Raw genomic sequence first — 13,258 nt, forward strand, 5'->3', positions numbered from 1 at the left:
ACCAAATTCTCAGTATGGAAGCTACTGTTGCTAAAACAGGTACCGAAGGAAAAACATGGGGTGGTGGTAACCAACCATTGAACGCCAGTTACGGAAAAATGATGATGTGGTTTTTCATCGTTTCAGATGCCTTAACGTTTTCAGGATTCTTAGCCTCTTACGGCTTTTCACGTTTCAAATTCATAGATTCTTGGCCTATCGCAGACGAAGTGTTTACTCACTTCCCTTTCTTGCACGGTGTAGATGCGCCAATGTACTATGTAGCATTCATGACCTTCATTCTTATCTTTTCTTCCGTGACCATGGTGCTTGCGGTAGATGCAGGTCATAAAATGCAACAAAATAAAGTGATTCTTTATTTGTTCCTTACCATTATTGGAGGGGCAGTTTTCGTGGGATCACAAGCATGGGAATGGGCAACCTTCATCAAAGGAGATTATGGCGCTGTTGAGACCAAAGGAGGTAAAATCCTTCAGTTCTTGAATACCGATGGTGAACGTGTCTCTATCGCCGATTTTGCAACCAAAATACCCACGGCTCGAAATGTTCATGAAGAAAGCAACGGGGTTTGGTACATGGCAGAACCTACTCAAACAACGTTTACCTTTGAAGAAGTAAAGGCCGGCTTTTTGGCAGACGAAAGTCTTCTAGTGCGCACTCAGTATTTGGACGAAAATGGTTTTCCTACTGTTTTGAGCAGGGAAGAGTCTATTGCAAAAATTGTGAACGACGGAAAGATAGTGGTAGAAGGAGCAAACCTTAGACACAACGAGTACGGGACACCTCTTTTTGCCGATTTCTTTTTCTTCATTACAGGATTCCACGGATTTCACGTATTCTCCGGAGTTCTTATTAATATCATCATATTTTTCAATGTAGTGATTGGCACCTACGAACGTAGGGGAAGTTACGAAATGGTTGAGAAAGTTGGATTGTATTGGCACTTTGTAGATTTGGTTTGGGTATTTGTATTTACCTTCTTTTACCTTGTTTAAGCAGCAAATTCGTTAAAAATGGCACACGAACATAAATTAGAAATTTTTAGAGGACTTATAAAGTTTAAGTCTAACGTAGCAAAGATCTGGGGTGTATTCATATTCCTGTCCGTAGTTACTATCATTGAGGTTGCCTTGGGGATCATTAAACCCGAAGTGCTTATCGACAATCGCTTCTTGGCGATGAAATTGCTCAACTGGGTATTCATTATCCTTACTATTGTGAAAGCCTATTATATTACATGGGATTTCATGCACATGCGTGATGAGAAGAAATCATTACGCCGTTCCGTGGTATGGACAGCTATCTTCTTGATATGCTATCTTGTTTTAATTCTCTTGATCGAAGGCGATTATATCTTCGATGTATATAAATCCAACTACGTTAAGTTCGATTTCTAAAACATACATTAAAATTTAAAAGCCCTGTTGATCAGGGCTTTTTTTATACTCCAAACTTAAAAAAATTAACCTGGAAAGGTTGCTAATAGACTGAGTAGGCCGTATTTTTGCCATTCAAAAAATTGACTCAGAAAAATGAAGAAGTATTTGGTTCTAGGGGTTTTGTTCTTACTTCCCATAACGGCATACATTTTCTTTGCATCAGGGGTCAATAACTTTGCAAAACTTCCTGTACTTACGGCCGGAGTAACAGAGCTCACACAGTTTCAAACCTTGGAAGGGAATCCTGTTTTATTGGAAAATCACATTACCGTTTTGGGTTTCTTCGGAACGGAAGTGACCTCTAAACACGGAAATGCTTTCAACCTTATCCAAAAGATCTACAAGAAGAACGAGGGGTTTGAAGATTTTCAACTGGTCATTCTACTAGAGAAAGGCACCGAAACCGAAGCAAAAGCACTTCAGCAGAAATTAAACGAAATGGCGGATATGACCAACTGGAAGTTTGTCTTTGGAAGTACCGATGCCATAGCGCAAGTATTTGATTCCCTTAAGACGGATCATGTACTTAGACCCGATTACAGCACACCTTTTGTTTTTATTATAGATAAAGACCGAGGGCTTCGCGGACGGGATGATGATGAAGATGTGGGAATGTTATATGGATTTGACGCGCGAGATGTGGCCGAAATCAATAATAAAATGAGTGACGATATAAAAGTAGTTTTAGCAGAGTATCGTTTGGAGTTGAAAAAGTACAAAGCAGATCGCAAGATTTAACACTTATGAAAAATTACTCGTACGTAGGTATTAGCTTGGTTATATTGCTCTTCGGAATTTGGGCTGTTCCAAAGATCGTAGGGCGTTATTCCAAACCCGATATGGCTGTAATTGGCAACGTGCCTGCCTTTAGCTTTACCGACCAAAACGGGAAAACAATTACTAACGAAGATTATGAAGGTAAGGTTTACATTGTAGAGTTCTTCTTTACTACGTGTCCGTCGATATGTCCTATCATGAATCGTAATATGGTGAAAATTCAAAATGAATTTTACGGAAATCCAAATCTGGGCATTGCATCCTTCAGTATAGATCCAACTTACGACATACCACAAATATTAAAAGAATACGCCGAAAGCTACGGGATTACGAATCCTAATTGGCATTTATTAACAGGAGAGAAAGACGCTATCTTTAAGTTGGCCAACGAAGGTTTCAATCTGTACGTGGGAGAGGCCCCAAATGTTGAGGGAGGCTTTGAGCATTCCGGTTTCTTTGCATTGGTGGACCAAGAGGGAAAGATACGGTCTCGTATCGACGAAAACGGGAATCCAGTTATATATTATGACGGATTGGAAGAAGACAGTATAAAAATGCTCATTGAGGATATTAAAAAACTATTGTAGAATGTCACAAATTTCAACAAGCACTTCAAAAAAATACACTGTGTGGATCTGGATTCTATCCATAGCAATTCCTCTCGCAGTGGCCGCATTGTTTACCATTAGAATTCCAGGCGTTGAAAGGTTAGGATTTCTGCCTCCTATATATGCATCTATCAACGCGCTTACCGCAATCTTGTTAGTGACAGCCGTGATCCAAATTAGAAGGGGCAACAGAATTGCGCACGAACGTCTCATGAAGACCAGTATAATCCTTTCGGTTATTTTTTTGGTAATGTACGTTGCTTATCATATGACATCAGATTCCACACCGTTTGGCGGCGAAGGTGTCATAAGATATGTGTATTATTTTATTTTGTTGAGTCATATCCTATTGTCGATTGTGGTAATTCCTTTTGTTTTGATTACTTATGTGCGAGCGATCTCAGGTAATTTTTTTTCACATAAAAAGATTGCACGTATCACCTTTCCACTTTGGCTCTACGTGGCGGTGACCGGTGTTATTGTGTATCTTATGATCTCTCCTTATTATTAAAGTTGTATGAACAGAGTAAGCATTCTTTTGTTATTGTTATGTATACTGTGGGCACTCCCTGCCGAAGCTCAATGTGCTATGTGCCGTGCTGTCTTAGAAAGTGAAGAAGGTGGACAAGCTGCCAAGGGGATTAATAATGGGATCGTTTATTTAATGATATTTCCTTATTTGCTTATTGGAGGTATTGGGTATGTAATTTACCGCAGCAGACAAAAAGCAAAGACCGAAGCGTAATTCTTCTTCCGTCTTTAGGTGTGAAAAGATTATTTTTGTCAACTTTGTAACACATTGGTCATTCACTAGACAAATTAGCAATTACCAACTTTATGAAGAATCGTATAGCCTTATTCTTTTTCCTCTGTTTGGGAGTTTCCAACTTCGCTCAAGAGAAGAACTGGACGCTGAAAGAATGTGTACTTCACGCTCTTGAAAATAATATATCCGTAAAACAAAGTCTTCTTGATGTTGCCTTAACCGATGTTGAAAAACAAGATGCAATAGGTAATTTCTTACCGTCCATCAATGCCAATGGTTCGGTTTCGAAAAACACGGGATTGAGTTTGAACCCCACGAACAACGAATTAGAGAGTACCACATTCTTATCGGCCTCGGGTTCTGTAAATGCGGGATACACCCTGTTCGACGGACTTCGTAATATTAGACAGGTACAACGTGCGAAACTTTCAGCTTTAGCAAGTCAGTACAGGCTTACAAAAATGCAGGATGATATCGCATTGTTTGTGGCCAATGCCTATTTGCAGATACTTTTGAACAAAGCCAATTTGGAAGTTGTAAAGGCACAAAACCAAGTAACCGTATCTCAAATAGAACGCACCAACGATCTTGTTGATGGAGGTGTGCTTCCGCGAGGCGATCTGCTGGAGATACAGGCGACCTACGCGAGCGAATTACAGCAAATCGCCATTGCCGAAAATGCACTTACTATTTCAAAAATTAATCTTGCTCAATTATTATTGGTAGAGGACTATCAGAACTTCGATATCGCAGATGAAGATTTTACCATAATAGACGAAGGAATTTCAGCTCAGGATGTGACAACCATCATCACATCTGCGAAGGAGAATCGAGCCGAAGTAAAGATCGCTGAGAAAAACGTGGAATTGGCCGAGAAGGACCTTCAGTTAGCTCGCGGCGCTTATTATCCAACCCTTTCAGCCTTTTTTGGATACAATACGCGATATGCAGACAATGACCCCTTAGAGCGTGATTTTACAGAGCAACTGTACTTGAACGATGGTATAGGCTATGGGTTACAACTTAATGTTCCTATTTTAAACGGATTGTCGGTTCGTGGAAATGTGCAGCGAAATAAAATTAATTTACAACGTAGCAAGTTTCAGTTGGAACAAGCAGAACTCGATCTGGAATCCAATGTCTACCAAGCGTATGTCGATGCAAAAGGAGCCTTAAAATCTTATGAGGCAGCCAAGGCAGCATTAGAATCTCAGGAATTGGCCTATCAGTATGCAAGAGATCGCTATGATGTGGGATTGACCAATGCATTTGATTTTAGTCAATCTAAGTTACGTTACGATAATGCACAAATTGAAGTGAATCGAGCGAAGTACGATTATATATTTAAATTGAAAGTACTCGAATTGTATTTTGGAGTACCTGCAACCGAATTAAAGTTCTAATTATGAAGAGAAAGACACTTATCATTATTGTTTCAGTAATAGCAGTGCTCATTGTATTACTTATTGTCGGTAAAAAGGCCGGCTGGTTTGGTAAAAGTGGCAATGTTAAAGAAGTTGAGATCACAAAGATCGAGCCGCTTGATATTATTGAAACCGTTGCGGCAACCGGAAAAATACAACCAGAAGTAGAGGTGATGTTATCTTCTGAAGTGTCTGGAGAGATCATCGAACTGCCCATTAAAGAAGGACAGCAGGTAAAGAAGGGTGATCTTTTAGTAAAGATCAATCCAGACCTTATCCAATCTGCGTTGAGCCAATCTCAGGCCGGATTACAAAATGTACGAGCGCAATTGTCTCAGGCAGAAGCTAGTTTGCGAAACGCCGAACTCAATTACAATCGGAATAAGACCTTATTCGAAAAAGGCGTAATCTCTAAATCGGAATGGGACCGTTCTGTAGCCGATTATGAGGTGGCGCAAGCGAATAAGCAATCGGCTTATTACAATGTTCAAAGTGCAGCAGCAAATGTTAAGCAGTCGAGAGACAACTTATCTCGTACGTCTATATTCGCACCCATGGATGGAACCATTTCAAAACTATCTGTGGAACTAGGTGAGCGCGTTGTAGGAACCGCTCAAATGGCGGGTACCGAAATTGTTCGGGTTGCCAACTTAGATAATATGGAAGTGGAAGTAGACGTGAATGAGAATGATATTGTAAAGGTTTCCTTGGGAGATTCTACAATTGTAGAAGTTGATGCATACTTGAAGCGTGAGTTCAAGGGGATCGTTACCGAGATTGCGAACTCTGCACAAAGCACTCTGTCTGCAGACCAAGTAACCAACTTTAAAGTGAAAGTTCGAATACTTGCAGATTCGTATAAAGATCTAACCGAAGGAAAACCCGAATACTATTCTCCATTCCGTCCCGGGATGACTGCTACGGTAGATATAATTACCAATAAGAAGCAAAATGTAATTGGGGTGCCTATTAGTGCTATTGTGATTAAGAATGATACCACCGATGTAAAAAAACCGGCCGTGAGTGAAACCACTGCTGTAAATACTGAAAAATTTGAATGTGTCTATGTCAAGAACGGGGACGAGGCTAAATTACGTGTGGTAACAACCGGGATACAGGACGATTCCAATATCGAGATCACCTCAGGATTATCAAAAGACGATGTGGTTATAACAGGACCGTATAACACGGTTACAAAAACACTTAAATCAGGAGACAAGATTGAGGTGGCCGCACCGGCCAAATTAGAAACGGAAAGCGAAGAGAACTAATGGCTACCATTTTATGTCTTGAAACTTCCACCACGAATTGTTCAGTAGCGCTTTCAGTTAATGGAAGCGTTATTGCATTACAAGAGGATTTGAAAGGGGGTTATTCTCATGCTGAAAAGCTGCATCCTTTTATTGAAGCCGTGCTTTCTGAAGCAGGCATTGAAAAAAATATGCTTGATGCCATTGCCGTAAGTAAAGGTCCCGGATCGTATACCGGTTTACGGATTGGGGTGTCTGCGGCTAAAGGACTGTGTATGTCATTGGACATTCCCTTGATCTCTGTGGCAACCTTGCGATCTCTGGCAATGCAGGCAAACGAATCAAAGGCGCGGTTTTTTATTCCTTTATTGGATGCAAGGCGTATGGAAGTGTATGCTTCGGTATTTGAAGGCACTTCCGAAATTAGAGGGACCAAAGCAGAGATACTTACTCCTGCTTCATTTATTGAATATCTTGAAAAAGGCACCACTGTTTTTTTAGGTAACGGGGTATCAAAGTTTAGCGCAATCTGTGACCATCCCAATGCCGTCTTTATGGAAGAAACGCTACCTTCAGCAATTCAAATGGCTTCGCTAGCCGAAGCGAAGTTCAAAAAAAACGACATCGAGGATGTCGCTTACTTTGAACCGTATTATTTAAAGGATTATGTAGGGGGATGATTTTATTAAAGCGTATCGTAGTATAAGATAAGGTTTGCTAGATCTGAATCATTCCTGGTATCCGGCTTGTATTTTTTAAAGTAACTCTTGATCTCCATTTTCTTATCACTTAAAGCCGAAAGAATTTTCGACTTGCTGTTGCCAAGTTCGGTAAAAGTCATATTTGATGATACTAAATAATAAGTATGGGCCTGCTCAAACTTAGCCGGTTCATTTTTCTCATAACTAGTTCTGGCAACTTGCGAAGGAATGTACTCTACTGTGGTCTTTTTATAGAGCTTATAATCTGGACCGGAATATAATACTTTGTAATATCTCTCTGAAATATCTCCCTGCGCAGGAACAAAAACATACTTTTCATTAAATATCGAGGCAGATATACTAGGATTCTTGAGTAATGCTCCAAATCGATCAATGCTAACTTTTGGATTTTTAATCTCAATTTGATCTGAAGAGGCATTATACCTCAAAAGTACATTCTCTGCTGCTACCTTTCCATCGTAATATACCGTGCCTGTTAAAAATGTGTCATTTGCATAAGGCGAACCACTCATACTATTTATTTGTGCTTCTGTTAATCCTTCTTGAGTGTCAATTGCTTTGTCAAGTATTCTATATAGGACATCCGTTTCAAGGTTTTGAGAATATACATTAGCGCTTAAAGCTAGGACAAATAAAAAGGTAAGGAGTCTATAGACCATTGTATAATTTTATTTAAGAAAGGGGTATTATTAAGTTTCAAATAGTATGGATGCAAAGTTAATTAAAATTTACTTATTAGTCTTGTATATTGTATAGATGTACGTCTCTTTGCGGAAACGGGATCACGATACCTGCAGCTTCTACCCGCGCCTTTCCTTCTTCAAGAATATGCCAACGCAAATTCCAAAAGTCTTCATTCTTCGCCCAATATCGTACCGATAGGTTCACGGAGCTGTCCGCTAATTCTGAAACCACTACCATAGGCATCTTGTCTTCTAGTTTTAATACTGTTTCCTGCTCCATGACCAGTTCTAATAAAATGTCCTTGGCTTGCTTAATGTCACTGTCGTACCCAATGCCAAAGGTGATCGCCTCACGACGAATACCTTCTTCGGTGTAATTGATGATCGTATCGTTAGACAATTTTCCGTTGGGAATTATAGCTAACTGATTTCCAAACGTTGTTAAGTGCGTATTGAAAATAGAAATAGTCTTTACAGTGCCTTCCACACCTTGACCTTTAATAAAATCACCTACTTTAAAAGGCTTCAATAGTAGGATGAGCACACCCCCGGCAAAGTTAGCTAATGAACCTTGCAACGCAAGACCAATAGCCAATCCGGCAGCACCAATGATAGCTACCAGGCTTGCAGACTCCACACCCAGCTGTGTTATTACCAAGACGAACAGCACAATTTTGAGTCCCCAATTGATTAGGTTGGCCGCGAATCGCTCTAACGTAACATCAAATTCCTTCTTCTCAAAGAATTTGTTTACAAGGCGATTGATAAATTTTATTACCCATAATCCAACAAGCAACAATAAAACGGCACCAATTAGAGTAGGTAAAAAGTCAATAAGTTTTTCTCCGTATTCTTGAATGTAAGTATCTATATCTTTGAATTTCTCCATAGGGTATTTAAAATTTTTTAATTGTTTCAATTGCTTTTTCTACTTCTTTCACCGGTAATTTACACGTGTTGTTAACACATACATAAATATAGGTTTCACCTTCAACAAAGCGTCCTTCTAAAAGATAATCATCTTGCTGTGTAGTGCTTCCGGCAATAAGCATATTAGGGATGTAATACGCAGTAAGTGTTTCTATTCGTTGTTTAGCTTCGGGCCCCACAACAACTACTTCAAAATATTTCGATTGATAATTCTTCAGCAGATCCATCCAATTGGAAAACCCTGAAGGGTATTGTTCCAATTCAGGAAGGACGTTTTTCAACATTTGTTTGCTGGTCTCTCCGTACTTCGGCACATTATAATAATGCGACAATTTAAAGAGGTTCTTGGCCATAATCGAATTAGAGGCCGGGATCACATTATCTCGATACTCAAAAGTGCGTGTCATAAGTTTAGCATCTTCTTTTGAAGTAAAATAGAACATGTGCTTTTCTTCATCAAAGAAATGTGAAAAGGTATAATCTGCCATAATCTTCGACCGTTCTAACCAAGTAGCGTCCATAGTCACCTCATACAATGCGATAAATCCTTCTATCACCGCCGCGTAGTCTTCCAAATAACCATTAATGCTGCTTTTGCCATCTTTATAGGTGTGGTATAACGCTCCGCTGGGTTGTAATTGGGAAGCAGCAATAAATCGGGCATTTTTTAGGGCAGCTTCTAAATAGTCTTCTTTTTGAAAAGCTTTATAGGCATCTACATAGGCCGTTAACATCAATCCATTCCAAGAAGTAAGTGTTTTATCGTCCAGTCTGGGTTTTGGACGTTTGTTTCGGAATTGGGAAAGTGTCCGTTTCCATGTGTCTTTCTTTTTCTGAAATGCTTCAGTCGTAAGTCCGTATTTTGAGGCAAACGAAGCATCATCCTCACTCCGAAGCAATATATAATGATCACCTTCCCATTTTCCGAAGCTATTGATGTTGTAATAATTGCTAAAAAGTTCAAAATCTCCCTTTAACAGTGGTTTCAGCTCCTCCTGCGTATAAATATAATATGCGCCCTCTTCCAATTCCCCCGTAGCTGTTTCACTATCGGCGTCCAAAGACGAATAAAAGGCACCTTCGGCAGTCGTCATCTCGCGCTGTATGTAATCGAGCGTTTCAAGAACGACCTCCTTATAAAGTTCTTTGTTGGTAGCCAAATAGGCATCGCTGTACAGACTTACCATTTGCGCGTTATCGTATAGCATTTTTTCAAAATGTGGTACATGCCAGCGCTCGTCCACACTGTAACGCGAGAAACCGCCCCCTATTTGGTCATAAATGCCTCCATAGGCCATCTGATCCAGGGTTAGGGTCACAAAATCTAATAATTCGGCATTTTCGGCTTGTAAGGCTTCACGCAATAAATAATGGTAATTATTGGGCATCATGAACTTTGGCGCTCTTTTGTATCCACCATATCTGTGGTCAAAGCTGGTAGACCATTTTTCGATTATGTTGTTTGTGTCATAATGCTTGAAATCGACAGCTTCGTTGTTAAATGTGACAAGGTCCATGCTCTTTATGCCTTCTTCCAATTTAGCGGCATATTCCTCGAGCTTCGCAGGTTCCTGTTCGTAGATCTCTTGTATTTTATTGATGGCGGCAATCCACTCTTCTTTTTTAAAATAGGTACCTCCCCAAACGGGACGACCATCGGGCAATGTGATCACATTCAAAGGCCAACCGGCACTTCCGGTCATAAGTTGTACCGCATTGATGTAGATCTGGTCTACATCGGGACGCTCCTCACGATCCACCTTCACTGAAATAAAATGTTGGTTCATAACGGCTGCAACGGTAGAATCCTCAAAACTCTCACGTTCCATCACATGGCACCAATGACAAGCCGCATACCCAACACTTATTATCATCAGCTTGTTCTCTTGCTTGGCTTTTTCAAGTGTTTTTTCGTTCCAACCGCGCCAGTTAACAGGATTGTGGGCGTGTTGAAGCAAATAAGGACTGGTCTCGTTTATAAGTTCATTGGTATATTGATGGGTTTCCAAAGATTTTTTATTTGAAGAATTACACGATAAAAAGAAAAGCGAAATAAGGGCTACGGGAAAAAGATGGCGCATAGATTGAGAAATAAAGAAATAAAAATACGCTTTTGATCATCAAAAGCGTATTCATGTATAAAGTCTTATAAATTAATTGACTTCGAAGGTGATTTTCACATTCACGCGGAACTCGGTAATATCATTGTTATTGACCATGGCACTTTGTTCGTGCACATAGACTGACCGAATATTCTTTACGCTCTTAGCAGCATGTTTCACTGCATTTCTGGCAGCATCTTCCCAACTCTCATTGGAGTTTGCCAATACTTCAATAACTTTTAGTACAGCCATAATATTAGTTTTATCTATTAGGTCTCTAAAATACGATTTTAAGAACCAAAAGTTCTCAAAATATCGTTAAAACCTAGGGTTGTAAGGAGAAAACCTAACGGTTATCCGTTGATCGCCTCTACTCTAGCAACACGCCCTTGTAGCATCTCACTAAGCATGGTTTCAATACCATTCTTGAGCGTAATTGTCGAAGAAGGACAACCGCTGCAGGCTCCTTGTAACAGGACACGAACCGTTTTGGTTTCTTCGTCGAAAGATTCGAACGCAATATGACCTCCGTCACTGGCTACAGCTGGGCGTACATATTCATCCAGGATGGCGATGATCTCTTTGTCGATATCAGAGTAATTCTCGTTTGTGTCTTTGGTTACTTCGGAAGATGTCACGGACGCATTTTTTTCCTTCTGAAGCATAGCATCCAAAAGTACAGGTTTGTCGCTTTCAATATAGTTTCGGATAAACTCGCGAATTTCCATAGATACTTCTTGCCATTCAGCAACATTGTATTTCATTACAGAAACATAATTCGCACTAAGGAATATTTCCTTTACAAATGGAAAACTGAACAATTCCTTAGCAAGGGGCGCATGGATCGCTTCATCGATATTCTTAAATTCAAAAGTGCCGGTTACCAAAGGCTTATTGGCTACAAATTTCATGACCGAAGGATTTGGCGTACTTTCCGCATAGATAGTGACCGGAACCTTTTTAGGTGTGTTGGATTCTACAATCACCGCTTTACCCGAATTTAAGTAGTCACTAATAGCCTGAGAAACCTCATTTTCTACATCGCTCCACGTTACGATATTGTATTTTTCAATTGCGATAAAATTTTGTGAGATATACACAGTCTTCACAAAGGGAAGATAGAATAATTGCTGAGCTAACGGACTTGCCGATGCTTCATCAATATTCTTAAATTCGTAGCTAGTTGCCTGTGTTAAAAAGGAATTGGCTACAAATTTTACAATATTTTCATTATTTGTGGGTTGTATATGAATGTTAAAATCAGACATTTAATAGCATTTTTTGCAAAAATATAAAAAGAAAATCAATGTAATCAATATATTTGACGTCTTAACACCTACTTTATGAAGAAAATTTTACTCCCCCTCATACTAGCATTTTCCGCAGTGTGCTTTTCTCAATCTATTGTAGTAAATGACCCTGCAGCTCCTCAAACTTCTTTTACAGCTGAAGAATTGATCACCAATGTACTTATAGGCGGAGGAAGCTGTGTGCAGGCAAATATGACCTTTTTACAGGAGAACCCTGGCGGAGTTACCAATATCAATGATAGAAGTTGGGGATATTTCAATGCAGCTGGAACTACCTTTCCTTTTGCTGAAGGTATTATACTTTCTACGGGACATGCGGTAGATGCCGAAGGTCCTAATAATGCCAGCGGTACCACGGGAACAGGGGCAGGATGGTTAGGCGACAACGATTTAAAGATTATATTGGACAATCAAAGTGGGGACAATGTTGGTACAAATAACGCTACGGTGTTCCAATTCACCTTTGTCCCGGTTATACCGAATGTATCCTTTGATTTTATTTTTGCTTCTGAAGAGTATGAAGATGATTTTGAATGTGACAGTCAGTTTCGTGATGGTTTTGCCTTCTTATTAAGAGGACCCGGAATTCCGGACGACTCGGGAACTCCCTACGGGGGAACCAATATTGCCGCAGTTCCCGGGTCTATGAATGTTCCTGTGAGCACACTGTCAATTCACGCAGATACCTTTATGTGTGGCACTGAAATTCCGGATGTCAATTTTTTCCCTCAGTTTTATGTAAGTAATTCAGGTGCCAATAACTTAAATGAAATTTCATTCGATGGTTATACTACTTCTCTAACAGCGCAAGCAACCTTAACACCGGGGCAAACCTATGAACTCAAGATGGTGATTGCAGATCGGGGTGATTCCAGTTTTGATTCAGCGGTATTCTTCAGAGCAGGATCTTTTGATATTGGAAGCGTAGATCTAGGTTTGGATCTCACCGCTAGCGATGGTACAGCTCGATGTATTGGAGAGTCATACACTATTGTGCCTAATATCACAGCCCCTCCGGGTACTACCTATGAGTGGCAATATGAGAACCCTTTAGGTTCAGGTATTTTTGTGCCTTTTGTACCTGCTGAAACATCTCCAAACTTAACCGTTACAACTACAGGACGATACAAACTTATCGTAGATTTCGCCGGAGTCTGTACTTCTGAAGGTGATGTGTATATTGAATTTGTGCCACCTCCTGTTGTCAATCCAATGCCGGACCCTTTGGTAGTTTGTGATGATGACAA

15 protein-coding genes are annotated in these 13,258 nt (G+C 40.0%); 10 read left to right on the forward strand and 5 right to left on the reverse strand.

Features of this window, described 5'->3' with window-relative positions:
* Positions 1-14: 14 nt before the first annotated feature.
* The 9 genes from AACZ11_RS01680 (at position 15) to tsaB (ending at position 6,944) form a co-directional block, all read left to right on the forward strand.
* A complete protein-coding gene (locus AACZ11_RS01680) occupies positions 15-995 on the forward strand; it encodes a cytochrome c oxidase subunit 3 (RefSeq protein ID WP_290625727.1) in 981 nt (326 codons plus the stop codon).
* A gap of 18 nt (positions 996-1,013) precedes the next feature.
* On the forward strand, positions 1,014-1,397 hold the full coding sequence (locus AACZ11_RS01685) for a cytochrome C oxidase subunit IV family protein (RefSeq protein WP_290625728.1): 384 nt from the start codon (positions 1,014-1,016) through the stop codon (positions 1,395-1,397).
* A 135-nt stretch (positions 1,398-1,532) separates the two neighbouring features.
* Entirely contained in the window at positions 1,533-2,177 is a 645-nt protein-coding gene (locus AACZ11_RS01690) for a hypothetical protein (RefSeq protein ID WP_290625729.1), read from the forward strand.
* Positions 2,178-2,182: 5 nt separating this feature from the next.
* Positions 2,183-2,803, forward strand: coding sequence for an SCO family protein (locus AACZ11_RS01695; RefSeq protein WP_290625730.1), 621 nt, complete (start codon positions 2,183-2,185; stop codon positions 2,801-2,803).
* Position 2,804: 1 nt separating this feature from the next.
* Positions 2,805-3,335, forward strand: a complete 531-nt coding sequence (locus AACZ11_RS01700; RefSeq protein WP_290625731.1) for a DUF420 domain-containing protein — start codon at positions 2,805-2,807, stop codon at positions 3,333-3,335.
* Between the two features lie 6 nt (positions 3,336-3,341).
* Entirely contained in the window at positions 3,342-3,569 is a 228-nt protein-coding gene (locus AACZ11_RS01705) for a hypothetical protein (RefSeq protein WP_290625732.1), read from the forward strand.
* 92 nt (positions 3,570-3,661) lie between these two features.
* Complete coding sequence (locus AACZ11_RS01710) at positions 3,662-4,993, forward strand: TolC family protein (RefSeq protein WP_290625733.1); 1,332 nt, start codon at positions 3,662-3,664, stop codon at positions 4,991-4,993.
* 2 nt (positions 4,994-4,995) lie between these two features.
* Positions 4,996-6,285, forward strand: coding sequence for an efflux RND transporter periplasmic adaptor subunit (locus tag AACZ11_RS01715; protein ID WP_290625734.1), 1,290 nt, complete (start codon positions 4,996-4,998; stop codon positions 6,283-6,285).
* Positions 6,285-6,944: a tRNA (adenosine(37)-N6)-threonylcarbamoyltransferase complex dimerization subunit type 1 TsaB gene (gene tsaB, locus AACZ11_RS01720; protein ID WP_290625735.1), complete on the forward strand. Its 660-nt coding sequence runs from the start codon at positions 6,285-6,287 to the stop codon at positions 6,942-6,944. The genes AACZ11_RS01715 and tsaB overlap by 1 nt, the downstream gene beginning before the upstream one ends.
* A gap of 5 nt (positions 6,945-6,949) precedes the next feature.
* Here the strand turns inward: tsaB and AACZ11_RS01725 are convergent, their stop codons facing one another.
* The 5 genes from AACZ11_RS01725 to AACZ11_RS01745 all read right to left on the reverse strand — a co-directional run bounded on the left by AACZ11_RS01725 (position 6,950) and on the right by AACZ11_RS01745 (position 11,969).
* Positions 6,950-7,645, reverse strand: coding sequence for a hypothetical protein (locus AACZ11_RS01725; RefSeq protein WP_290625736.1), 696 nt, complete (start codon positions 7,643-7,645; stop codon positions 6,950-6,952).
* A gap of 76 nt (positions 7,646-7,721) precedes the next feature.
* Positions 7,722-8,558 (reverse strand): mechanosensitive ion channel domain-containing protein, encoded by an 837-nt coding sequence (locus AACZ11_RS01730; protein WP_290625737.1) that lies wholly within the window; start codon positions 8,556-8,558, stop codon positions 7,722-7,724.
* A 7-nt stretch (positions 8,559-8,565) separates the two neighbouring features.
* Entirely contained in the window at positions 8,566-10,608 is a 2,043-nt protein-coding gene (locus tag AACZ11_RS01735) for a thioredoxin domain-containing protein (protein ID WP_339831290.1), read from the reverse strand.
* Positions 10,609-10,752: 144 nt separating this feature from the next.
* The gene (locus tag AACZ11_RS01740; protein ID WP_290625739.1) at positions 10,753-10,953 is read right to left on the reverse strand and encodes a dodecin family protein; all 201 of its coding nucleotides are present in this window, start codon (positions 10,951-10,953) and stop codon (positions 10,753-10,755) included.
* Between the two features lie 101 nt (positions 10,954-11,054).
* Positions 11,055-11,969 (reverse strand): NifU family protein, encoded by a 915-nt coding sequence (locus AACZ11_RS01745; RefSeq protein ID WP_290625740.1) that lies wholly within the window; start codon positions 11,967-11,969, stop codon positions 11,055-11,057.
* Positions 11,970-12,044: 75 nt separating this feature from the next.
* Here AACZ11_RS01745 and AACZ11_RS01750 point away from each other — a divergent pair.
* The coding region (locus AACZ11_RS01750) for a choice-of-anchor L domain-containing protein (RefSeq protein WP_339831293.1) at positions 12,045-13,258 on the forward strand (1,214 nt) is incomplete at its 3' end.

The sequence above is a fragment of the uncultured Altibacter sp. genome (assembly GCF_963972995.1).
Lineage (GTDB): Bacteria > Bacteroidota > Bacteroidia > Flavobacteriales > Flavobacteriaceae > Altibacter.